Here is a 22,924-nt window from a genome sequence, read left to right as displayed (position 1 = left end):
CGAATGATCCCGACTTGAACGAATGGCATTGTCGCTGTGCAACGGCCTCACTATACCTGCGGCAAGGCCACTGGCTTTAAACACATCAGTTTGCGGAGACCGGACATATGGCTGACGACACCAGTATTTTCATCGGCGCCAGCCGCAAGCCCGACGACAGCTATCAGCGTGCCGAGCAGCTGTTGCTGCAATATGGCAATCGTCATGGCCTGGTGACCGGCGCCACCGGTACCGGCAAGACCGTCACCTTGCAGATACTGGCCGAAGGTTTTTCCAACGCCGGCGTGCCGGTCTTCTGCGCCGACATCAAGGGTGACCTGTCCGGCATCGCGATGATGGGCACGGCGCAGGATTTCCTCGTCAAGCGGGCCGAGCAGGTCAAGCTCGACCCCTATGACTTCCAGGAATTTCCGGTCATCTTCTGGGACCTGTTCGGCGAACAGGGCCATCCGATCCGCGCCACGGTTTCGGAAATGGGGCCGTTGCTGCTGTCGCGCCTGATGAACCTGAGCGAGGCGCAGGAAGGCATCATGAACATCGCCTTCCGCCTGGCGGACGAAGAAGGCCTGCTTCTGCTCGACATGAAGGACCTGCAGGCGCTGCTGGCCAACATCGCCGAGCGCGCCGACGAGATCGGCTCGCGCTACGGCAATGTCACGAAGCCCTCGGTCGGGGCGATCCAGCGCACGCTGCTGGTCCTGGAGCAGCAGGGCGCGGCGAATTTCTTCGGCGAGCCGGCACTGCGCATCGCCGACATCATGCGCACCACCCGCGACGGACGCGGCGCCATCAGCGTGCTTGCCGCCGACAAGCTGATGATGAACCCACGGCTCTACGCGACGTTCCTATTGTGGCTGATGTCGGAACTGTTCGAGGTGCTGCCGGAAGTCGGCGACCCGGATAGGCCGAAGCTGGTGTTCTTCTTCGACGAGGCGCATCTTCTGTTCGACGAAGCACCCAAAGTGTTGATCGATCGCGTCGAACAAGTGGTCCGACTGATCCGCTCGAAAGGCGTCGGCGTCTATTTCGTCACGCAGAACCCTTTGGATATCCCTGAAAAGGTTCTGGCCCAGCTCGGCAATCGTGTGCAGCACGCGCTGCGCGCCTATACGCCGCGTGAGCAGCAGGCGGTGAGGACGGCGGCCGAAACGTTCCGACCAAATCCCGATTTCGATTGCATGACCGCCATTACCCAGCTCGCCACCGGCGAGGCGCTGGTCTCGACGCTTGAGGTCAAGGGTGTTCCGTCGATTGTGCAGCGGACATTGATCCGGCCGCCATCCTCGCGGCTTGGCCCCATAACGGCTGCCGAGCGACAAAAGCTGATCCAGGAAAGCCCGGTCGCCGGCCAGTATGATCAGCTCATCGATCGCGAATCGGCCTTCGAGATGCTGCAGAAAAAGGCCAGGGATGCGCAGAATGCCGAAGAGCAGGCGCAGCAGGCCGGCGGCGGCGGCTCACGTTGGACCATTCCGGGCTTCGGCAACGATGATCCCGCGCCGCAATCCGGTGGCAGGCGCGCGCCTGCACCACGCCCGTCCAATCGCCAGACCGTGGCCGAGGCGGCGATCAAGTCGGTGGTGCGATCCGTCGGCTCGTCCGTCGGCCGGGCAATCGTGCGCGGCATCCTGGGCAGCCTGTCACGGGGGCGTTAGGACTTGAGGCCGCGCCGTTGCCGCTGCCTCGTCGGCTCAGAAAATCGAGTTGGTGATCTCTGTCAACGGGCCGAGCAGCACCGATCCGTCCGGCACGCCGGCGTCGATCGGGATAGCCCTGCGATGGGCCGTCGCCACCACTGGCTGGCTGGCATCGCTGGTGACGACAACTGGTGTCTTCATGGGCACGCGATCATAGAGATCGATGATGTCCTGGTTCATCAGGCGTACGCAGCCCGACGAGACCGACTTGCCGATCGACTTCCATTCCGGCGAGCCGTGCAGGCGGTAGAGCGTGTCGACGTTGCCCTGGAAGAGATAGAGCGCGCGTGCGCCGAGCGGGTTCTTCAGGCCGCCGGGCATGCCGCCATTTTCGGCGCTGTATGGCTTCAATTCCGGCTGCCGGGCGATCATTTCATCCGGCGGCGTCCATTTCGGCCATTTCTGCTTCCACTGGACGACGGCGTCGCCGGACCATTCGAAACCGGCGCGGCCTAGGCCGACACCATAACGGATTGCCTGACCGCCCGGGCGAACCAGATAGAGGAAATGGCCGGTGGTATCGACGACGATCGTTCCCGGCTTCTGCCCGGTCGGATCGGGAACGATCTGGCGCAGGAACTGCGGATCGATCCTGTCGACCGGGATCGCCGGCAGATCGAAGCCGCCATCACTGACCGCTCCGTACATCGTCACATAGTCGGCTAGCGGCGGCTCGATATAGGCTGGCGGCGGTGGTTCGACCGGCCCCGGTCCGGTGGTCGCGCATGCGGAAACCGCGATCGAAGCAGCGCCTAAGGCTGCGGCGTTGAGAAAGCCGCGACGGCTCAGGCGATAGGATTCGATTTCGATTTTGGACATGGTTGCCTTCTTTAAGTCTCAAATCGCAACAAAGCGTCAATGCGCCGATCGCTGCGCGGGTGCCTGACAACACCTGGGGCGATAGGCGGTTCCGATTCTGGCTTGAAGGTGGACAAACAAAGGCGAAGCTGTGACCGCGCCGCCACTGTGGCGCTGGGGACACACGTCCACGTGCTAGGTACCTGGCACCAAAGCTTCGAGCGACGGCAGGATCAGGGCAGGTGGAAAGTCCCGGTACTCTTCGGGCTGGTTGGAACGGTTGATCCACACCGTGCGAAAACCGAATTTGGTGGCGCCTGCGATGTCCCAGCGATTGGAGGACTGGAAGGAAACCGCGCCGGGGTAGAGGCGCCAACCGGTGGCGACCATGTCGTAGACCGCCGGATCGGTCTTGAAGCGCCGCACCGTATCGACGGAATAGATATGGTCCAGAATCTGGTCGAGCGCGGCGGACTTGACCGCGGCCCGCAGCATTTCGGGCGAACCGTTGGACAGGATCGCCAGTCTTGCTCCCGAAGCCTTGAGCGCCTTTAGCACGGCCGGAACTTCCGGATAGCAATCCAGCCGCCAGTAGGCGTCGAGCAATGTCGCCTTGAGACCGGGATCGGCCGAGGGAACCTTGCGCAAGGCGAAATCGAGCGCCTGTTCGGTCAACTGCCAGAAATCGGCATAGGCGCCCATCAGCGTGCGCACCCAGGAATATTCGAGCTGCTTGGCGCGCCAGATCTCGGACAGCAACTGGCCCTCCGGCCCGATCCGATCGGCATGGCGGCGCACGGCGGCATGCACGTCGAACAGCGTGCCATAGGCGTCGAAGACGTAGGCGGCGTATTGCATGACGACAGTTTTGAGGGCAGGCGCGGCAAGGTGCAAGCTTTGATTGCATTGCGCCCCGTCGCTGGCCTCAACAAAACTCTTCGATGCCGATTGACGGCGCCCGCCAAAGCATCTTCCAATGGCTGTCACACGACACCGATTGAGACGGGACAAACACGATGACACTGGCGGCTGCGGCGCAATCCGCGACATGGACTTTCGTCGATGGTGATTGGCATGAGGGCAATGTCGCCATTCTGGGACCGCGCAGCCACGCCATGTGGCTCGGCACCAGCGTGTTCGACGGCGGCCGCTGGTTCGAGGGCGTGGCGCCGGACCTCGATCTTCACGCCGCCAGGGTGAATTCTTCGGCGATCGCACTCGGCCTCAAGCCGTCGATGAGCGCCGACAAGATCGTCGGGCTGACATGGGATGGGCTGAAGAAGTTCGACGGCAAGACAGCGGTCTATATCAGGCCGATGTACTGGGCCGAGCATGGCGGCTATATGGGCGTGCCGGCCGATCCGGCATCGACCCGCTTTTGCCTTTGCCTCTACGAATCGCCGATGATCCCGCCGACCGGCTTTTCGGTGACGGTGTCGCCGTTCCGCCGCCCTACCATCGAGACCATGCCGACCAACGCCAAGGCCGGCTGCCTCTACCCCAACAACGGTCGTGCCATTCTCGAAGCCAAGATGCGCGGCTTCGACAACGCAATGGTGCTCGACATGCTGGGCAACGTCGCCGAAACCGGAACCTCGAACATCTTCCTGGTCAAGGACGGCCACGTGATGACGCCGGCGCCGAACGGCACCTTCCTGTCCGGCATCACCCGCTTGCGGACCATGACGCTGCTTGGCGAGTATGGCTTCAAGACCACCGAAAAGACGCTGTCGGTGCGCGATTTCCTCGAGGCGGATGAGATATTCTCGACCGGGAACCATTCCAAGGTGGTGCCGATCACCCGTATCGAGGATCGCAATCTGCAGCCTGGGCCGGTGGCCAAGAAGGCGCGCGAACTCTATTGGGATTGGGCGCATTCGACTTCCGCCGCCTGAGCGGATAAAAAGGCGATCGGCGCTCCATTCCGGAGTTGCCCCAACCCATCCCAGACCTATCTTAGTCCGGTATCCACACCGGATTTTTCCACGAGGGAGTATCATCCATGGCTTTTGAATTGCCCGCTCTGCCTTACGACTATGAGGCGTTGCAGCCTTACATGTCGAAAGAGACGCTGGAATATCACCACGATAAGCACCACAAGGCCTATGTCGACAACGGCAACAAGCTCGCTGCCGAGGCCGGCCTGGGTGATCTATCGGTCGAAGATGTGGTTAAGCAGTCATTCGGCAAGAATGCCGGCCTCTTCAACAATGCCGCCCAGCACTACAACCACATCCATTTCTGGAAGTGGATGAAAAAGGGCGGCGGCGGCAACAAGCTGCCGGGCGCCCTGCAGAAGGCGGTCGACAGCGATCTCGGCGGCTACGACAAGTTCAAGGCCGACTTCATTGCCGCCGGCACGACGCAGTTCGGCTCCGGCTGGGCCTGGGTCTCGGTCAAGGACGGCAAGCTGGCGATCTCGAAGACGCCGAATGGCGAGAACCCGCTCGTCCATGGCGCGTCGCCGATCCTCGGCGTCGATGTCTGGGAACACTCCTATTACATCGACTATCGCAACGCCCGGCCGAAATATCTTGAGGCGTTCGTCGACAGCCTGATCAACTGGGATCACGTACTCGAACTCTACGAAAAAGCGAAGGCCTGACCGATCTCCAGAAAAGCCCCGGCATCCGGGGCTTTTCTTTTGCGGGGTCGCAGCAAAAAATCATCCGGGGAAGGGAATTTTCTCCCTGTGGCATCCGTTAACGTCCTGTCTCGAAATGCCTTCATCATGGAGCCAAATGAATGAGAAAGCTTGTCATCGCCATCTCAATGCTCGCCCTCGCGGCGTCGGCGGCCTTTGCCGACCCGATCCTCGACCGGCAGGCTCTGATGAAGGAGCGTGGAAAGATCGTCGGCGGCATTTCGAAGGTGGTCAAGGGCGAGGAGCCTTTTGACGCTGCGGCGGTGCTGACGGCACTGCAGGCCTTGCAAGCGAATGAGGAGAAATTGGATGTCGACGCGCTGTTCCCGGCGGGCAGCAACACCGGCGATACCACGGCGTCGCCGAAGATCTGGGAAGACATGGCTGGCTTCAAGGCCGCCAACGACAAATATCTGGCCGACATCAAGGCAGGGGTCGCCGCCGCTCCTGCCGATGTCGATGCGTTGAAGACGCAGTTTGGCACCATCGCGTCCAATTGCGGCACCTGCCACCAGACGTACCGGGTGAAAAAGAGCTGACAGCGGGCGATGCGCCGGCTGAAAAAACTCGTTGGCGCCCTCGTCGTTCTGGGCGGCGTCGGCGCGGCTGCCGGGTGGGTCCTGTCGGCGCCGGTGAGGCTCGACAGTGAGACCCTGGCCAAGCTCGGCCCCGGCGACACGGCCAAGGGCAAGCGCATTTTCTATGCCGGCGGCTGCACCTCCTGCCATGCAAAGCCGGGTTCGCAGGGCGATGCGCGGCTTCAACTCGTGGGTGGTCTCGAACTCAAGACGCCGTTCGGAACCTTCGTTCCGCCCAACATTTCGCAAGACCCCAAGGATGGCATCGGCACATGGTCGGTCGAGGACCTCGCCAACGCCATGCTGAAGGGCGTGTCGCCCTCTGGCGAACATTTTTATCCGGCGTTTCCCTATGCCTCCTACGCGCGCATGAACCCGGCCGACATCGCCGACCTCTACGCCTTCCTGAAGACGTTGCCTGCCGTCGCCGGCAAGGCGCCCGCGAATTCCCTCGGTTTCCCCTTCAACATTCGTCGCGGCATCGCCCTGTGGAAACTGCTCTACCTCCGTAACCAACCGGTCGTGGCATTTCCCGAAGGCACGCCTGACCCAGTGATGGCCGGCCGTTACCTGGTCGAGGGGCCGGGTCACTGCGGCGAATGCCACACGTCGCGCGACTTTGCCGGCGGCACGAAGAAAAGCGAGTGGCTGGCAGGTGCCGTGGCTGCCGAGGGCAAGGGCATCGTGCCCAACATCACATCGGGCGAGGGCGGTATCGGCAATTGGTCGGAAGCCGACGTCGCCAACTACCTCGAAACCGGCTTTACGCCCGACTTCGATTCCGTCGGCGGCGCCATGGTCGACGTGCAGCGCAACATGGCCCAATTGACGCCGGAGGACCGTGCGGCCATCGCCGCCTATCTCAAGGCGATACCGCCGCATCCCAACGGCTATCCGGCGCGCAAGAAAACGGCGAACTAGTCATCGGATGACAGGTGGCGGTCGCCGAGAAAGTCGAAGCCTGTTTCGAAGAAATGGTTGTAGTTGCAGGTCAACTCCTCGCCGGGAGCGATGTCGCGCAGCGCAAAGGTCTCCTCGGGCGAGGAGACATCGCAATTCGGCTCATCGGCATGGTTCATGTAGCGCGCGTCATCGGCTTCGAAGACGATGTAGTTCGGGTCGCGCCGGTCGGGATAGGAGTAGCGGTCGAGATAGTTCTTCACCGGCCCGGCTTCGCGCTCATAAGTTTCGACCTCGATGAGCCGGTCGAACCTTGGATCCAGCTTCCAGATCAGCGTGCCGCGGGGAATGGCGTTCTTGGCAAAGACGCCGATGCCCTGGATGGGCGATTTGTCGAGATAGACGTCGACGAGCAGCATGATGGACCTTTACGCGATTGGGGCTATCGGGCCTAGGAAAAGCCGCGCACTGGGTAGCGCGCGGCCATCGCAATTGCGAGCAAAATGAGCAGCGCGGAATTCAAAAAGTCATGATCGCCAAGGCGACTGGCGGACCACGCAGCTTCCCCCGTCAGCGCTGCTGCAGCGCGAGCCGAACACCCAGAGCACAGTAGATGCCGCCAACAACCTTGCCTTGCCATTTCAGCACCGTCGGATTTCGGCGGAGGAACACGCCGAGCCGACCGGCACTCACTGCAAAGACGACCGTGCTGAAAAGGCCGAGTAAGACGAAGATAACCCCCAATGTGGCCAACTGAAGTATTATCGATCCGTTTTCAGGCCGCACGAACTGAGGCAGGAAAGCGAGAAAGAAAAGCGCTGTCTTGGGGTTGAGCACTTCGGTCAGGACAGCCTGTCGAAACGCCTTGCCGGCGGAGATCGCGAGCGCGCCTGCAGCCGGGTTGGCCGGTGTCTTCTCAGTGATCGCGCGAATGCCGAGATAAACCAGGTAGGCCGCGCCCATGTATTTTATGAGGCTGAACAGCGTCGCCGACGTGGCGATGATCGCCGAGATGCCGACCATCGCCATGACGGTGTGAAACACATCGCCGGCCGCGATCCCCGCGCCGGTGGCGATGCCAACCTTGGTTCCGGAGCTCGTTGCCCGCGCTATGGTAAGGAGCGTGGCTGGGCCCGGAATAAAGACGAAGCCGAGCACAACCGCGACATAAGCGATCAATGTAGCGAGATCGATCATCGGTCGATTTCTCCCGTAAGCTGCAGCTTGCCCATCACCTTCAGTGCAAACGAATAGGTATAGGCGATTTCCTCCAGTCGCGAAAACCGGCCGGAGGCACCGGCGTGTCCGGAATCCATGTTGATCTTGAACAGCACCGGATTGTCCCCGCTCTTGCGGTCGCGCAGCCGCGCCACCCATTTGGCCGGTTCCCAATAGGTGACCCGCGGATCGGTGAGTCCGGCCAGCGCCAGGATCGGCGGATAGTTGAGCGCGGCGACATTGTCATAAGGCGAATAGGCGGCAATGGTCCGGTAATCGTCTGCCGACGCGATCGGATTGCCCCATTCAGGCCATTCCGGCGGCGTCAGTGGCAGGCTGGCGTCGAGCATCGTCGTCAGCACATCGACGAACGGAACCTCGGCGACGATGCCGCCGAAACAGTCCGGCGCCATGTTGGCGACGGCGCCCATCAGCATGCCGCCGGCCGAACCGCCTTGCGCGACGATGCGGTCATGCGCGGTGTAGCGCTCGGCAACAAGGTGGCGCGCACAGGCGATGAAATCCGTGAACGTGTTCATCTTGTGCGCCCGCTTGCCGTCGTCGTACCAGCCATAGCCCTTGTCCTTGCCGCCGCGGACGTGGGCGATGGCGAAGACAAAGCCGCGGTCGACCAGTGAAAACCAGTTGGTGTTGAAAGCGGCCGGCACGGCGATGCCATAGGAGCCGTAGCCGTAGAGCAGGCAAGGCGCGGATCCATCCAGCGGCGTGTCGCGGTGGTGCAAGAGCGAGATCGGCACCAGTTCGCCATCGCTGGCCGGCGCCATAAGCCGCCGCGTGACATAGTGGTCCGCATCATGGCCGGACGGCACTTCCTGGGTCTTGAGCAGCACCCGCTCGCGAGTGCGCATATTGTAGTCGAACACCTGGGCCGGCGTCGTCATCGACGAATAGGAAAAGCGCATGATCTCGGTGTCGTACTCATAGGAACCCGACAGGCCGAGCGAGAAAGCCTCCTCGTCCAGGGACAAAAGATGCTCTTCGCCGCTGGTGCGGTCGCGCACGACGATGCGTGGCAGGCCTTCCTTGCGTTCGAGCCGGACCATGTGATCCCTGAAGCCGATTACCGACAGGATCAGCCGGCCGGGCTCGTGCGGCACCAGTTCCTGCCAGTTGGCGCGCACCGGATCGCTTGCCGGCGCCGTCATGATCTTGAAGTCCTTGGCGCCGTCGGCATTGGTCAGGATGAAGAAGATGTCGCCGCCTTCTTCCAGATCATACTGGAGGCCAATCTCGCGCGGCGAGACTAGTTTCGGTTCGGCAAACGGATCATTGGCGCGCATCAGGCGGTATTCCGACGTCTCGTGATCGTTGATGCCGATCATGATCCATTCGTTGTTGCGGGTGCCGTCGACATTCATGAAGAAACCGGGATCGGTTTCCTCATAGACCAGCCGGTCGCTTTCCGGGCTGGTGCCCAGCGCATGGAACAGCACCTTGGACGGGCGATGGTTGGGGTCGAGACGGGTGTAGAAGAAGCCGTCATTGCGGGCGTTCCAGACGCCGGAACCGCCGGTGTCGGAAATCTGGTCGGCAAGCTCCTTGCCATCGGCAAGGTCGCGCACGCGAAGCGTGTAGAATTCGGAGCCCTTGTCGTCGAATGCCCACAAAAGCTTGGCGTGGTCGGCCGAGTGATCGACGCCGCCAAGACGGAAATAGGGCTTGCCTTCGGCCTCCGCGTCGCCATCGAGCAGGATATGCTCGGCGCCACCGTCGCGCGGCATGCGGAAATAGCGCGGCTGCTCGCCGCCAAGCTTGAAGGACGAACCATAGGCATAGGGCCCATCCTTCATCGGCACGGAAGAATCGTCTTCCTTGATGCGGCCCTTCATCTCCTGGAAAAGCTGCTTTTGCAGCTCGACCGTGTCGGCCATCAGCTTTGACTGGTAGGCGTTCTCCGCCTCGAGTTCGGCGCGTATCCCCGCATCGAGCAATGACGGATCCCGGAACATCTCCTGCCAGTTGTCTGCCCGCAGCCAGGCATAGTCGTCGGTTCGTGTGATGCCGTGATGCGTGTCGAAAACCGGCCGCTTCTCGGGCGTTGGCGGGCTTACGATCGGAAATGCGGATGTCTTGGTCATTGCGTCTCGCTTTGCCGGTATGTTGATTGGGGAAGTATCTTGAATGGGAATGAACACGTCGATCAGGGCGGGTTCAAGAGCCGTGGCGTATAGGTTGTGTCGGCTCCAGAAGATGAACCGGGAGGAGAGATGATGACTATTTGGTCCCGGACTGCCGCGGCTTTCGCCGTTGCTTCGGTAACTCTGGCCTTAGCCGGCCAGTCTCATGCGACCGTATTCGCGGCTTGGCAAGTGGCCAATGTGCCGTTTGGCGACACGCTCAATGTGCGCAAATACCCTTCGGGCACGTCCCAGAACCAGGCGGCATACCCAAATGGGACTGTTCTGCGGATGACCGGACGATGCACGGCGTGTCGCGTGATTGCTTTCGCGACGGTGGCAACCTGTGGTTTTGAGTGCGGGCGTGAACAACCAAGTTTGCGCGTGCAATAGCCAAGAAAAATCAAGCATTGAAACCTGATTTGTGAGTTACCGCGAATGTAATGGAGAGCTGACGTGGCGTCAGCCGTTGCTCGTTGGCGCGAGAAATATCGATAAATTACACGATGCACGAAAGATTGAAGCTGATCGGGGAATGATTGACCAGCATCGTTCAATATAGCGCAAAGGGTGAATTGACTTACTTGGTCCGCAGGGTCATTGATGTGCCTGTGACACGAATCGCAGAAGCTCTAGCTGCACAAAATTCGTGCAATGCCCTGGCTGTAAAAAGGGCGCAGATCGAAGTAACTCTTGTTGGGGCCTGAAGACCATGGATATTGTCGAAACACCTTCCAGAAACAGCGATGCGCTGATCGAGTTGACCGCCGATGTGGTGGCCGCCTATGTCAGCAACAATCCCGTGCCGGTCGGCGAATTGCCGAGCTTGATATCCGACGTCCATGCCGCGCTCGGCCGTGTGGGCGGAACCGCCGAACAGCCGCCTGCCGACAAGCAAAAGCCGGCGGTCAACCCGAAGCGCTCGGTTCATGACGACTACATTGTCTGCCTTGAAGACGGCAAGAAGTTCAAGTCGCTGAAGCGCCACCTGATGACCCACTATGACCTGACGCCGGATCAGTATCGCGAAAAGTGGAACCTCGACCCGACCTATCCGATGGTTGCACCCAACTATGCCGCTGCCCGGTCCCAGTTGGCCAAGAAGATGGGCCTCGGCCGCAAGCGCAAGGCGCGGTAATCGCTGCCAGCAGACTTATCGACCCAAACGGCGCCTTCGGGCGCCGTTTGATCTTGCTGGGCGGTAGCGCTGATCGAGCGGAGCAATTCCAGCAAGAGCGTGTGAAACGCTTTCAGGCGGTTTGCTTGAGCGCCGCCTCGGCGTCGCGCTTGATGCGCTTGACCATCGAGCGGAGGCCATTGGCGCGCTGCGGCGACAGATGCTCGTCGAGGCCGAGCTCTTTCAATGTCGCTTCCGCGTCGGTCTTCTGGATTTCGCTGGCGGCCCTGCCGGAAAACAGCGCCAGCATGATCGCGACCAGTCCACGCACGATATGAGCGTCCGAATCGCCGGTGAAGGTGATGACCGGATCAGCTCCAGGCCCCTGTTCGGTGGTCAGCCAGACCTGACTGACGCAGCCCGGCACCTTGTTGGCGGCGCTGCGCTCCTCGTCCGGAAACGGCGGCAGTGCCTCGCCGAGTTCGATGACGTAACGATAGCGGTCTTCCCATTCCTCAAGGAACGAAAAATCGTCGCGGATCGTCTGGATCGTGGTGGTCATGGCCCGGATATAGTTACGCGGCGGCGCCGCGTCACGGAAAAAACAAGGACACCCCGGGCGTCGAGAGGGCAGATAGCCCGCGGTGCGCCGTCGAAACGGCTTAATTCCGCGCCGGCAGGGTGACTGTCTCGGGCAAGACGACTTCCTCCGGCACGCTGCCGGTCATCGTCGATGTGTCAGGGCCGGCGGCGGACTTGTCGTCCAGCATCGCTGCCGCGATCTTGGCGGTCTCCCTGGCGCGGGCGGTGATGGTGTGCATCGCCGACTTGCCGGTCTCGCAGACATCGGGCTTGCGTTCGCAAATGCCGGCGATGTCGCCAACCGCTTCGCGCGCCGCAAACAAGGCCTGGATCGGGCCAACACTTTCGCGGCCGGTTTCATCGGGGCCAACAGTCAGCGGCAGCGCCAGCAGCACCAGCGAAAACCAGAAAGCCATTCTTATCAGGAAGACCATGCCCTTGTCCTCTCGTCGTGACCGGATCATGCATCCATATGGCATGACCTCTTTTGTAGGCAGGATGTTGGCACACATGCGCAAAGGACGGCTTGCGGGCTAAGTGAGAATTTTCCTCAAATTTTAGGCAAATTCGAAACGCGCCGTTGCGCAATCGATTTGTCTCAAATCCGAATGATTTTTCTTAACGCGAAATAACCATCTATCTCCATGCTTTTCCTGCTTTTTCCTGAAAGCTGGGAGTCCGCGCTCTGCCAATGGGCACGGGTCGCCGAATAACCCTCCGTTTACTATGGCTGCATTTGCCCGGGCTTTCGGCTGCCGGCATCCCGATATTTGCCGCAGGCCGGGGCCTTGGTCGGCCCTGCCTTATCCATTCCTTAAACGCTGGATGCGAGTTTCAGAGCCAACCAGAACGATCTGCAAAGCAGAGCTGTCCACAACGATTACGGGTGCGTTGAGTTGAGTTCAATCAAGGCCAGATACGTTGAATTGCCTGGCGCGATTGCCGCCGGTTGCGAACGTATGGTCCATCCGTCCATCCTTGGGCGGAGCGACCGCGAGCGCCAGCGCCGCTTCATCGGGGTCATGCTCGCCGCTCCTTTCTTTGCCGCTGGCGCCGCGGTCACGCTGGTCACTTCAGGCATGGGCGCCGCCGTCACCATGGCCGCCATCTTCGCGGCCTTTGGCCTGTGCTGGTTCGTCGCCTTGCTGGTGGCGGCGACCGGCAAGATGGCGATCGCAAGTCAGCTCGCCCTGGCAGTGGCGGGCGTTTCTCTCGGCAGTCTCATTGCCGCCGCGGGCGGGCTGAGTTCACCTGTCGCCATGCTGGTCGTGGCATTGCCATTCGAAGCCTGGTGGATCGGTGCCTCGCGGCGTGCGGCACTTTGGGGAGCCGTATCGGCCGCCGCCGCCATTTTGGCACAGCCTCTGGCTGCAACCGTGTTCCCGTTCGCAGGAGCGCAGATTGCTACCTGGCACTGGCTGGTGCCATTGGCCTGGGCGCTCACACTGATCCCGCGCGCGTCGGTGTTTCGCGACACGACCGCCGCGGCCGATGTCGTGGACACGGCCGATCGGCTCGAAGACATCATCGATGCGGTGGTCTTGCGCGTCGCCCGTCATGGCGAGGTTCTGGACGCTTCGCCAAAGGCGCGCACGCTTTTGAAATTGCCAGCCGAACTGCTATCAGGAAATGGCTTCTTCGATCGCATTCATCTCTCGGATCGCGTCTCCTATCTCAGCGCCCTGGCCGACATGCGCGATGGCGCGCGGTCGCGCCGGCTCGAATTGCGCGTCAGGCTGCCTCAGAACGGCAATGGCCAAAATGACAATCGCGTGGCGGCCGACAATTATCGGCCGTTCTCGCTCGATCTGGTGCGGAGTGAGGAACAGGGCGACGTCTTCACGCTTGTCCTGCGCGAGAATGACGAGATTGCCCGGCTGCGCGAGGATCTCGCGGCGGCCAATGAGGCGGCCGCGTCCGCCGAGGTGGCGAAGGGGCGCTTCCTGGCGGTGGTCAGCCATGAACTGCGCACGCCGCTGAATGCCATCATCGGCTTCTCGGACATGCTGCTGCATGAGATGTTCGGCGCCTTCAAGGATCCGCGCCAGAAAGAATATGTCGGCCTGGTGAGGGATTCGGGCCAGCATCTGCTGGCCGTCGTGACCTCGATACTCGACGTGTCCAGGATCGAATCGGGCGTCTATGCGACTGAACCGGAGCCATTCCGGTTCGCCGAAGCGGTCGACATGTGCCAGTCCATGATGCAGCTGCAGGCGCAGGCCAAGAACATCGATCTGCGGACGCAGATCGCGCCGGACGCTGGCGACATCAATGCCGATCGGCGTGCCGTGCAGCAGATGCTCATCAACCTTGTCTCCAATGCGATCAAATTCACCCCCGATGGCGGCGATGTCGTCGTCGGCGCCAAGCGGATCGGTTCGCGTCTGCATTTCTGGGTCAGGGACACCGGCATCGGCATAGCCGAGGAGGATTTTGCCAATCTCGGCAAGCCCTTCATGCAGATCCAGAACGACTATACCCGCCGTTTCGAAGGGACAGGTCTTGGCCTTTCGCTGGTCAAGGGCCTAGTGGCCTTGCACGAAGGCACGATGTCCATCGAAAGCATGCCGGGCGAGGGCACCACGGTGACCATCAGCCTGCCGGTGAACGGACCGAAGGGACGCCAGGCGGAGAAAGCCGGCGTGCTGACCATGCCTGTGGCTATGGCGAAAGGGGACAGAAATGGCTCGCTCCGCAAGACAGCCTAAGAAGCCGGTCAAGCGCCCCAGCAATGCCCTTCAGGATGGCGCCGTCGCCGTCGGCGGCATGATCTCGCGCAATCCCGTCCTGGTGGGTGGCTCGACGGCATTCCTGGTGACGCTGTTCTACGTTTCCGCGAATGCCTTGTGGTACCAGCCTTTCCCGCATGCTGGCGCGTTCTTCGCGACCCGCAGCATCGAGGGCTTTCCGCACGCGGCGTCCGACGAACCGGAGACGACATTCAACATCCTGCGGCCATCCGGCGCGCCGGCACCGATCAAAGGCGATCCGGTGGTCGAGCAGGTGCAAGGCATACTCAAGGATCTCGATTTCTATTCCGGAACGGTCGACGGCATTTCCGGACCCAACACGCGCAAGGCCATCCAGGCCTATCAGCAGAAGGTCGGGCTCAACACGTCCGGCGAGATCGACGCGCTGCTGCTGGATCAACTGGGCGCGACGCCGAAAACCGCCTCCGTCGTACCCAGGCCGCGCCCGCGCCCGGATACGCCGGTCGCCGTTCCGGTGTCGTTACAGACGAATTCCGGGCAGACGAATGCCGACCAGGCGCCCGATGCCCGCATCGTCAAGATCCAGGCCGGGCTCAAGGCGTTCGGCAATGACGACATGCAGTTGGACGGCGTCGTCGGCGCGCGCACCAAGGCGGCAATCAAGGAATTCCAGTCGCTGTTCGGGCTGCCGCAGACGGGCGAGCCCGACGAGATCGTCTACGTCAAGATGCGTGAGATCGGCCTGACCAACTGACGGCTGAAACGACGGCTCGCCGAACGGCTGAAATATCGATAGAGCCCCTTGTTTCCATGCATGTCGTTGTTCCAAAACCGGGGCACATTTAGGCGACATGCATTAGCGGAGTTCTCTCATGCGCGTCACATCGGATCTATGGGTCTCGGCCCTGTTGCGCCGGGTGTTCAGCGCCGGCGGATTTGCAGCCGTGGTCAAGCGCGGCGCGACCGAGGCCGGTGCTGTGTTCGTCGTGACGCGGGGCAGGCTGGGCGAGGTTGCCCTGTTCGGCCCGGCGCCGCAGACGAGCTACGATTCGGCCAAGCCCGACGACCGGTTTTTCACTCTGCTCGGGGCCGGCGACGATGCCGCCGTGCTCGATGCCAGGCTGGAAAGGGAGAAAAAATTCGATCCCGACATCTGGGTAGTCGAGATCGAGGCGGGCACTGTGCCCGTCGAGGAGCTTATTTCCGTGAAGACGCCCTGAAGCCGGAGGAAGCCGCCGCATCGTCACTGTTCGATGCCGTGCGGGTATCGCTGTTTGCGGGTGCTGCGTCGCGAGCCACCCTTGAAAGGGTTTCGGCTTTCCAGAGCCGCACCTTGTCGGCGGCTGCTTCGCGATGCAGGAGCCGGTAGCGGTCGAGGAAGTTGCGGATTGCCTGCGGGTGCGGGAACTGGCCGGGATAGACCGCAACCGTGATCAGGAATGCCCTGTCCTCGCTGAGGTCGAGCGAGCGCAGTGCGGCAAGCAGCGAGGCATAATTCTGATTGGCGGTGAGCGCGCGCGCGATCGAGAAATCGATATCGAGCGCATCGGCGAGTGCGGTCTGGAAGAACGCGGCGTTTCCGGTCAGCGCCGTCTCGCGCAATTTCACATAGGTGTCCGCGCCCGTGAAGGGATCGGCGTTCGTCGCTGCCGCTTCGTCGCCAATGCGCATCATGGAACGCAGCCTGCGCCGTGCACTTTCGGCGGCAGCGCCGGCCACCTGTTCTCTGCTGGGCTCGTCGACGGCAGCTTCGGTGCTCGCAGGCGCAATCTTGTCTGCCGCGATGACGTTCGCTTCCGGCTCCCGCATTCGCACCAGAGTTGGCCTTTCGAGGGCCCGGATCAGGTCGGCTATGGTCGGGTTCAGGTCCTTGCGGCGCGCGATGGCGCGTGCATGCGGCAGTCCGTGCCGCCCGATCAGCGCGATGAGATCGATGTTGCTGACGGCGCGTGAGCGGATGAGCAAGGGAGCGGCAATGTCGACCGGTTCCTCGCAGAGACGGCGCACCAAAGCGGCGGGGGCATATTCGCATTCGGAAAGGGCGGCTGCCACGTAACGGCGAGACTCGACGGAGACATCGTTGAACAGCGGCAGCGTCAAGTCTTCGAGCTGGCCGATCTCACGGCGTGAAGGGCGGGTGAGCGAGCAGAATGCCGACACCGCGGCGCGGAACAGCCTTTCGGCCTTTCCTGAGTCTTTGCGTACCGCGATTTGCCTGAAGTCCGAAGATGACACGAAGGATACGCCCGTACTCGACACAATCTCGACCACGCTCCACCGGGACTATGTCGGTTTCGCGAGTGTCCGGTCAGGACGTCCTGACCTCAAGACAAAGGTCAAATTAGCGACGATCCGTTAGCGCTCCGTTAACCCTCTGCCGGCCTTAATGATATTTGGAGGCGTTGCGTTGTGCTCCGGGGAAACCGAGAGGAATGCGCGAATCATGGGCATGGTACTGTCTTTCGTGCCGAGAACGGCACCTAGCAATCGGACAAAGCAAACCGCCGAAATTCCGGCGGCGGTGATCATCTTTCCCGGCATCCGCTACGAGCGGTCTCATGGGGGCGACGTGCGGCCGGTCGATCCCGGCAAGCCAGGGTCGCCAGGGACCAAGCCGGTTCCGCACCACTAGAAGTCCTGCAACTCGCAGGAACTCTGCTCGAAGAAGCGCGACACGATCGGCTTCCAGCTGTCATCGGGTACGAAGGCACGGATGACGAAGATGCCTTCCTCGATCGGCGCTTCGACGAAGATCGCTCCCTGAAGCTCCTCGGGAAGGTCCTTGCGCACGTCGATCATCTGCGCCGGCGTCAGCACGACGGCATCCAGCGCGCCCTCAGTCGTGGTGTGGTCGTTGAAGGAATAGATGTTGTGGCCGCTGCGGTCATAAACCGACACCGACCAGAACGGAACATGTCCAGGCGCCTTGATGCGGACCATGCCTTCGCCCAGGTCGAACCGACATGCCGTAGCATAAAACAGCGGATCGACGGATTTCACCACGGGCGCGCCACCAGCCTCGGCATCGAGCCGGGTCATCTTGTAGAGATCCGACGCCATGGACAGACGCGACCAGGCATCGCGTTCGGAAAATTCAGGCACCAGAAACAGCACGACGATGTGCACGATGCCGGCGCCGAGCAGGCCGAGCAGGACCGCATGAAAAAGCCTGCGCATCGCCGCATGGAAACTACGCATCGCAGCCGACCTTTACGATCCGCGGCAGCGAAACGTCCGACAGGCCGGTGCTGCTGGCGATCGGCGTGTCGTAGAAGGTCAGCACGAAATACATCCTGCCGTAGCCGTCGGTCAGCAGCCAGTTGCCCGGCATCGGATAATGGCCGGCGGAAATGATGACCGAATTGTCGGGCTGGCGCACAACTCCATAGGATTGTAGTGCGGCTAGCCGGGTTTTGCCGGTTTCGACCACGCCGAGCGACTGGTCGGCGGCATAGAGCGTCCAGAACCGTGCCGTCGGAAAACCACCCGCGATCGTGTAGGTGCATTCGCGCCTGAGCTCGGCGCCGCCCGCGTCGCGCGCGGCCACGAAGGACAGCCCTTCGGCGCGGCCGAGCGCAAGCACGCCCTCGCGCGCCACGCGGGCCTTGGAATAAGGATCGGCGGACGGCGTGCCGATGTCGGGAAAGGCCGTCCATTGGCCGATCCGGATGGCGCCGGCACCATCCTGGACTTTCAGCGCATACCAGACGCTGCCGCCACCGCCGACGATGGCTATGGCAAGCGAAAGCAGTGTCAGGAAGGCATTCTTGAGCATGAAGGGCCGGGGACACGAAGAGTTGCGCTCGGGGATATCGCGGCGTGGGGCCCTGTGGCAAGCGGGCCGATGGATTTGCCCGCCCAAGCCAGTCGGAATGATCCGCCCAGTCGGAAAGGATCACAGTGCCGACAGCGTCTCCGGCGATTGAGGCGCATCGAGGGCCAGCGGCGACTGGAACAGTTTGGTCATGTCCCGCAGCGTCTGCGTGGTCCGGCTGGACAGCACCGCCGGCCGTTCAGCCGCGGCATCGGCCGCCGCCTGCGCGTCGCTCTTCTTCTGCGCTTCCTCGGCCTTGGCCGCGATCTCCTCGTCGACAAAGGGTTTGTCGATGCCCGGGATCGGCTTGAGGTCGATGTTCTGGTGCGCGTAGACCATCAGTCGCTGCCACACCATCGCCGGCAGCGAGCCACCCGTCATGTTCTTGGTCGGCGTGAAGTCGTCGTTGCCCATCCATACCGCCGCCGTGTAGTTGCCGGTGAAGCCGACAAACCAGGCGTCGCGGTAGGATTGCGTCGTGCCGGTCTTGCCGGCGACGACGATGTTGGGAAGTTGGGCCCGCCGCGCCGTGCCCATCACCGGCACCGCCGCCAGCATCGTATTCATCGATTTCAGCGCCTGCTCCGACAGCACCCGGTGTGGCGGCGGCGCATCCTTGGCGAAATCATAGACCACGTCGCCGGTGCGGGTCACCAACTGGGTGATGCCGTGCCGCGAGCCGACGAAGCCATTCTGCGCGAACACGCTGTAGCCCGTCGCCTGGTCCATCACCGTCATGCCGGAAGTGCCGAGCACCATCGTCTTGTGCGATTCGAGCGGCGACTCCACGCCCATAGCCTCGGCCATGGCCTTGATCGGGCCGATGCCGAGATGGTCCTTGGCCAGCCGCACCGGCACGGTGTTGATCGACTTGGCCATTGCCATGATCAGTGTGACATTGCCCGCCGAGCCGCCGCTGTAATTGTGCGGTGACCAGCTGCCCCAGCTGATCGGGCCGCCGGAAATGATGGAATTGGGCGTGAAACCGTGCTCCATCGCCGTGGCATAGACATAGGGCTTGAACGATGATCCGGTTTGGCGAAGCGCCTTGGTGGCGCGGTTGAACTGGCTGGCGCCATAGTCGCGGCCGCCGACGATGGCTCTGACGGCGCCGTTGGTTTCGATGACGACCACCGCGCCCTCGGTGACGTTATATTCCTTCCCGAACTGGCGCAGGTGGAACTCCACCGATTCTTCCGCCGCCTTCTGGATGTTGGCGTCGAAGGTGGTGTGGGCAACGAGTGAGTGCTGACCCGGTTTGGCGATCTTCTTGACCTCGTCGAACGCCCAGTCGAGGTAATAATCCGGGCTCTTCTGTTCGCCGCGATCGACGACATCGGCCGGGTGCAGCCTTGCCTGCAGAACCTGGCCTTCGGTCATGAAACCGGAATCGACAAGGTTGGACAGCACCACATTGGCGCGCGCACGCGCCGCCGGCAGGTTGATGTGCGGCGCATATTTGGTCGGCGCCTTGAACAGCCCGGCCAGCATCGCCGCCTCGGCGAGGTTCAGGTCCTTGACGCTTTTGCCGAAATAGAAGTCGGCGGCCGCCTCGATGCCGAATGTGCCGCCGCCCATATAGGCGCGGTCGAGATAGAGCTGCAGGATTTCCTTCTTCGACAGATTGGCCTCGAGCCACAGAGACAGGAAAGCTTCCTTGATCTTGCGCTCCAATGTGCGCTCATTGGTCAGGAACAGGTTCTTGGCCAGCTGCTGGGTGATGCTTGAGCCGCCCTGGACGACGGAATTCGCCCGCACATTCTCGAAGATCGCGCGTGAAAGGCCCAATACATCGATGCCGTAGTGATCGAAGAAGCGGCGGTCCTCCGTGGCGAGAACCGCCTTGATGACATGATCGGGCATCTCGTCGACTGGGACGGAATCGCGCTGGATGATGCCGCGCTGGCCGATCTCGTTGCCGTAGCGGTCGAGGAAGGTAACCGCGAAATCGCCCTGGGCGCGCCAGTCGCCGGCCGTGTCCTGGAAAGCTGGTACGGCGAGCGCCAGCATCACCACAATGCCGCCGGCGCCCAGCGTGAAACCTTCGCTCAACAGTTCGATGATGCCGCGGCGCCAGCCGCTGACGCGGAAGCGCCGCGAAAAAATCGTCGCGGATTCCCAGAATTGGCGCGCCTTGAAACCGATCTCGTAGAGCGAGGAATCGATCCACGCGTCGAGCGCCAGCAGCCGGGTGGCGATCGGCCCTCTTCTCTTGCGTGGTTCAGGACTGGCCATTCGGAAATCCGGCTAGCGATTGCACGACCTGAGGACCGCAAACCGGCAAATTCAGGGCGATGCACCGTCCCGACTATTCATCCATTTTGCGGACACCCACAAGGGCGGTGAGGACACAGCTGCACGGTTTGTTGGTGCAAGGGCAGGGGGGCAGGCATGAATGGCGACCGCCGCCGCTCGAAACCGAGCGCATCGCAATCAGCCTGCCAGAGCAGTGCCTTGAATGATCATCGCGGCGAGGCTGCCGCGATAGCCGCCTTGAGCAGAACCCGCGCGCCGGTGACCGCGTAGGCGGGCTCCACATATTCCGCCTCGTTGTGGCTCAGCCCCTCACGGCACGGCACAAAAATCATCGCGGCAGGCGCCACCCGGGCGAGGAACAGCGCGTCATGGAATGCCCCCGATATCATCTGCTTGTGCGGCAGCCGCAGGGAATTGACGGCCTCCTCGACGGTTTTGACCATATCGGGAGAGAATGCCGCCCCGGGCATGTCGAACGACCGCCTGATCATTGCAGTGCAATGCTGTGCCCCTGCCTCCGCCGCGCAGACCTGGCGCGTTTCGGCTTCGATGGCATCGAGCCGCTCTACCCGCGGGTGTCTGATGTCGACGGCGAAGGCCACCGACTGCGGTATGGCGTTGATCGATCCCGGCTTGGCGGTGACCCGGCCCACCGTCAGCCTTGCGCTGCTGTCGAGCGGCATGACCGTCGTCTGCAGCCTGTGCATTGCGGCAACGGCCGCGACCATGGGATCCCTGCGGTAGGCAAGGCCAGTTGTACCAGCGTGACCGGCAGCGCCCTCAATGGAGACTTCCAGCCAGCGCGTACCTTGCACGGCGGTGACGACACCGATCGGCAACCGCTCCTTTTCCAGCGATGGTCCCTGTTCGATATGGAGCTCGATATAGCCGGAGATCGGCATGCCGAGGGGGCGAAGGGTTGCCTCTGGCAGGGCGGAGATGGTTGCCGCGAGCTCCTCTGCGAGGGACGCACCGTCGCTGCCGACTATGGATTGCCATGCGGAAATATCGGCGCCGGTGAAGGCCATGGAGCCCATGACACCCGGCGCGAACCGGCTACCTTCTTCATTGGCCCAGGCGACGACCTCGATCGGCATTCGAGTTTCGACCTTCGCGTCCTCCACGGCTTCGAGCGTCTCGAAGGCGGAAAGCGTGCCGAGCGCTCCATCGAAGCGCCCGCCGGTCGGCTGGCTGTCGAGGTGGCTGCCGATCAGCAGCGGCGGCAGCGTGGCATCCGTGCCCTCGCGGCGGATGAAGAGGTTCGCCATTGCGTCCTGAAAAACCGCGAAGCCGCGCTCGAGCGCCAATTCCGCCAGCAGGCGCCGGGCGCTGCGATCCTCAATGCTGAACGCCTGTCGGTTTACGCCGCCGGCTGGTGTCGCGCCGATCCGGGCGAAGGCATCGAGGCGGCCCAGCAGCCGCTCGCCGTCGATCTCCGGCACCAAAGTCACCGCTTGAGGCCTCGGATAAAGCCGTTCACCCGTTGCGGGTCGACTTGGTTCCACCACACGCCATCGTGCTTAAGCGAACTGGCGACAATGACGCCGTCGACGATGGCGAGGATATCGTTGGCGTTGTCGGGCGTCACCCCGCTGCCGACAAGGGTCGGCAGTCCGGCGGCGTCCTTGATCATCCTGATGTAGCCGAGATCAGCGGCGTGGCCAGTGCGCTGGCCAGTGGCAATCACCGCGTCGGCATCGAAGAACACCAGATCCTTGACCTGTTCCTCGACCGGCCGGTCGCCGACGATGGCGTGGGCGCCATGCTTGACATGCGCATCGGCGAAGATGCGGATGCCATTGGCCCTAAGCCTGGCGCGGAAGCGCATGGCGCGCGCCGCTTCACCTTCGATAAGGCCCTCATTGGCGACATAGGCGTTGGCCCACTGATTGACGCGGACGAAGGAAGCGCCGGAGGCACTGGCGATCGACAGCGCGGGAATGGAAGCATTGGCAAGCACGTTGATGCCGATCGGCCGGCCGAGTTCCCTGCGGATCCGGTCTGAGACGACGGACATGTAGGCGGAGGTTTCCGGCCCGATATCATCGGGCTTGGCAAACGGAACGTCGCCGTGGTTCTCGACGATCACGCCATCGCAACCGCCGTGCAAATAGGCTTTGGCGTCGTCGAGGCCACGTTGATAGATGGCCTCGACCGCTTCACCATCATAGCGCGGCGCACCTGGAAGAGGCGCCAGATGAACAACGCCGATCACCACCTTGCTTCTGCCGAAGATCGACTGCAGCGCATCATTCGTCGCCTGGCCGACCGGTTTTGAGGATTTTGTCATGCGGTTTCCGCTTCCGTCGTTTCCATGAGCAGTTTCATCTCCCGCCTGTCGGGGCAGGAGCCGAGCGTGCCGGCCCGCCCGACCGAGATGGCTGCGGCGCGGCCCGCGGGGCGCGCCGGCGCGCCCCGGGCCCTGGCCGCGGCCCGACAGCCCGCGGGGGCCCCGCCAAACCCATCGCCCC

The 22,924-nt window shown here is 62.3% G+C and carries 22 protein-coding genes and 1 pseudogene; 9 read left to right on the top strand and 14 right to left on the bottom strand.

What is annotated here, in order from left to right:
* Positions 1-107: 107 nt before the first annotated feature.
* Positions 108-1,655 (top strand): helicase HerA-like C-terminal domain-containing protein, encoded by a 1,548-nt coding sequence (locus NKG99_RS23410; protein WP_352871038.1) that lies wholly within the window; start codon positions 108-110, stop codon positions 1,653-1,655.
* Positions 1,656-1,691: 36 nt separating this feature from the next.
* Here the strand turns inward: NKG99_RS23410 and NKG99_RS23405 are convergent, their stop codons facing one another.
* Positions 1,692-2,516 carry a L,D-transpeptidase gene (locus NKG99_RS23405; RefSeq protein ID WP_352871036.1) on the bottom strand — a complete coding sequence of 275 codons (825 nt, stop codon included), beginning with the start codon at positions 2,514-2,516 and terminating at the stop codon, positions 1,692-1,694.
* A gap of 174 nt (positions 2,517-2,690) precedes the next feature.
* Positions 2,691-3,353: a haloacid dehalogenase type II gene (locus NKG99_RS23400; RefSeq protein WP_352871034.1), complete on the bottom strand. Its 663-nt coding sequence runs from the start codon at positions 3,351-3,353 to the stop codon at positions 2,691-2,693.
* Positions 3,354-3,511: 158 nt separating this feature from the next.
* Between NKG99_RS23400 and NKG99_RS23395 the strand changes: the two genes are divergently transcribed.
* The 4 genes from NKG99_RS23395 (at position 3,512) to NKG99_RS23380 (ending at position 6,638) form a co-directional block, all read left to right on the top strand.
* Positions 3,512-4,390 carry a branched-chain amino acid aminotransferase gene (locus NKG99_RS23395; protein ID WP_352871032.1) on the top strand — a complete coding sequence of 293 codons (879 nt, stop codon included), beginning with the start codon at positions 3,512-3,514 and terminating at the stop codon, positions 4,388-4,390.
* A 107-nt stretch (positions 4,391-4,497) separates the two neighbouring features.
* Positions 4,498-5,100, top strand: coding sequence for a superoxide dismutase (locus tag NKG99_RS23390; RefSeq protein ID WP_352871030.1), 603 nt, complete (start codon positions 4,498-4,500; stop codon positions 5,098-5,100).
* A gap of 140 nt (positions 5,101-5,240) precedes the next feature.
* A complete protein-coding gene (locus tag NKG99_RS23385) occupies positions 5,241-5,678 on the top strand; it encodes a c-type cytochrome (RefSeq protein ID WP_352871028.1) in 438 nt (145 codons plus the stop codon).
* A gap of 9 nt (positions 5,679-5,687) precedes the next feature.
* Complete coding sequence (locus NKG99_RS23380; RefSeq protein ID WP_352871026.1) at positions 5,688-6,638, top strand: cytochrome c; 951 nt, start codon at positions 5,688-5,690, stop codon at positions 6,636-6,638.
* On the opposite strand, the gene NKG99_RS23375 is transcribed toward NKG99_RS23380, so the two are convergent.
* From NKG99_RS23375 to NKG99_RS23365, 3 genes are all read right to left on the bottom strand, one after another.
* The gene (locus NKG99_RS23375) at positions 6,635-7,036 is read right to left on the bottom strand and encodes an SET domain-containing protein (RefSeq protein WP_352871024.1); all 402 of its coding nucleotides are present in this window, start codon (positions 7,034-7,036) and stop codon (positions 6,635-6,637) included. The two genes, NKG99_RS23380 and NKG99_RS23375, sit on opposite strands and share 4 nt — an antisense overlap.
* 151 nt (positions 7,037-7,187) lie before the next feature.
* Positions 7,188-7,814: a LysE family translocator gene (locus NKG99_RS23370; RefSeq protein ID WP_352871022.1), complete on the bottom strand. Its 627-nt coding sequence runs from the start codon at positions 7,812-7,814 to the stop codon at positions 7,188-7,190.
* The gene (locus NKG99_RS23365; RefSeq protein WP_352871021.1) at positions 7,811-9,934 is read right to left on the bottom strand and encodes a S9 family peptidase; all 2,124 of its coding nucleotides are present in this window, start codon (positions 9,932-9,934) and stop codon (positions 7,811-7,813) included. Before NKG99_RS23365 ends, NKG99_RS23370 begins: the two co-directional genes overlap by 4 nt.
* A gap of 751 nt (positions 9,935-10,685) precedes the next feature.
* Between NKG99_RS23365 and NKG99_RS23355 the strand changes: the two genes are divergently transcribed.
* Positions 10,686-11,111, top strand: coding sequence for a Ros/MucR family transcriptional regulator (locus tag NKG99_RS23355; RefSeq protein ID WP_224696683.1), 426 nt, complete (start codon positions 10,686-10,688; stop codon positions 11,109-11,111).
* 112 nt (positions 11,112-11,223) lie between these two features.
* Here NKG99_RS23355 and NKG99_RS23350 read toward each other — a convergent pair whose 3' ends face one another.
* Positions 11,224-11,652 (bottom strand): SufE family protein, encoded by a 429-nt coding sequence (locus NKG99_RS23350; protein WP_352871019.1) that lies wholly within the window; start codon positions 11,650-11,652, stop codon positions 11,224-11,226.
* 100 nt (positions 11,653-11,752) lie between these two features.
* The gene (locus NKG99_RS23345; protein ID WP_352871017.1) at positions 11,753-12,106 is read right to left on the bottom strand and encodes a DUF5330 domain-containing protein; all 354 of its coding nucleotides are present in this window, start codon (positions 12,104-12,106) and stop codon (positions 11,753-11,755) included.
* Positions 12,107-12,631: 525 nt separating this feature from the next.
* Here NKG99_RS23345 and NKG99_RS23340 point away from each other — a divergent pair.
* The 3 genes from NKG99_RS23340 to NKG99_RS23330 all read left to right on the top strand — a co-directional run bounded on the left by NKG99_RS23340 (position 12,632) and on the right by NKG99_RS23330 (position 15,603).
* Positions 12,632-14,380, top strand: a complete 1,749-nt coding sequence (locus NKG99_RS23340; protein WP_352871016.1) for a PAS domain-containing sensor histidine kinase — start codon at positions 12,632-12,634, stop codon at positions 14,378-14,380.
* Complete coding sequence (locus NKG99_RS23335; RefSeq protein ID WP_352871014.1) at positions 14,355-15,137, top strand: peptidoglycan-binding domain-containing protein; 783 nt, start codon at positions 14,355-14,357, stop codon at positions 15,135-15,137. Before NKG99_RS23340 ends, NKG99_RS23335 begins: the two co-directional genes overlap by 26 nt.
* Before the next feature lie 118 nt (positions 15,138-15,255).
* Complete coding sequence (locus NKG99_RS23330) at positions 15,256-15,603, top strand: DUF1491 family protein (protein ID WP_352871012.1); 348 nt, start codon at positions 15,256-15,258, stop codon at positions 15,601-15,603.
* Here NKG99_RS23330 and NKG99_RS23325 read toward each other — a convergent pair.
* The 7 genes and pseudogenes from NKG99_RS23325 to NKG99_RS23295 form a co-directional block, all read right to left on the bottom strand.
* On the bottom strand, positions 15,581-16,618 hold the full coding sequence (locus tag NKG99_RS23325) for a hypothetical protein (RefSeq protein ID WP_352871010.1): 1,038 nt from the start codon (positions 16,616-16,618) through the stop codon (positions 15,581-15,583). The genes NKG99_RS23330 and NKG99_RS23325 overlap by 23 nt on opposite strands.
* Before the next feature lie 393 nt (positions 16,619-17,011).
* Entirely contained in the window at positions 17,012-17,581 is a 570-nt protein-coding gene (locus NKG99_RS23320) for a DUF1254 domain-containing protein (RefSeq protein ID WP_352871008.1), read from the bottom strand.
* Positions 17,574-18,158 carry a DUF1214 domain-containing protein gene (locus tag NKG99_RS23315; protein WP_352871006.1) on the bottom strand — a complete coding sequence of 195 codons (585 nt, stop codon included), beginning with the start codon at positions 18,156-18,158 and terminating at the stop codon, positions 17,574-17,576. Before NKG99_RS23315 ends, NKG99_RS23320 begins: the two co-directional genes overlap by 8 nt.
* Before the next feature lie 120 nt (positions 18,159-18,278).
* The gene (locus tag NKG99_RS23310; RefSeq protein ID WP_352871004.1) at positions 18,279-20,432 is read right to left on the bottom strand and encodes a transglycosylase domain-containing protein; all 2,154 of its coding nucleotides are present in this window, start codon (positions 20,430-20,432) and stop codon (positions 18,279-18,281) included.
* A gap of 227 nt (positions 20,433-20,659) precedes the next feature.
* A complete protein-coding gene (locus NKG99_RS23305) occupies positions 20,660-21,904 on the bottom strand; it encodes a Zn-dependent hydrolase (protein ID WP_352871003.1) in 1,245 nt (414 codons plus the stop codon).
* Positions 21,901-22,743, bottom strand: coding sequence for a BtpA/SgcQ family protein (locus tag NKG99_RS23300; protein ID WP_352871001.1), 843 nt, complete (start codon positions 22,741-22,743; stop codon positions 21,901-21,903). The genes NKG99_RS23305 and NKG99_RS23300 overlap by 4 nt, the downstream gene beginning before the upstream one ends.
* Positions 22,740-22,924 (bottom strand): annotated as a pseudogene (locus NKG99_RS23295) (ribokinase); the annotation flags it as partial. The pseudogene NKG99_RS23295 and the gene NKG99_RS23300, both read right to left, overlap by 4 nt.

Source organism: Mesorhizobium sp. M1409 (genome assembly GCF_040317535.1).
Lineage (GTDB): Bacteria > Pseudomonadota > Alphaproteobacteria > Rhizobiales > Rhizobiaceae > Mesorhizobium.
This window is presented reverse-complemented; position numbering and strand designations above follow the sequence as displayed.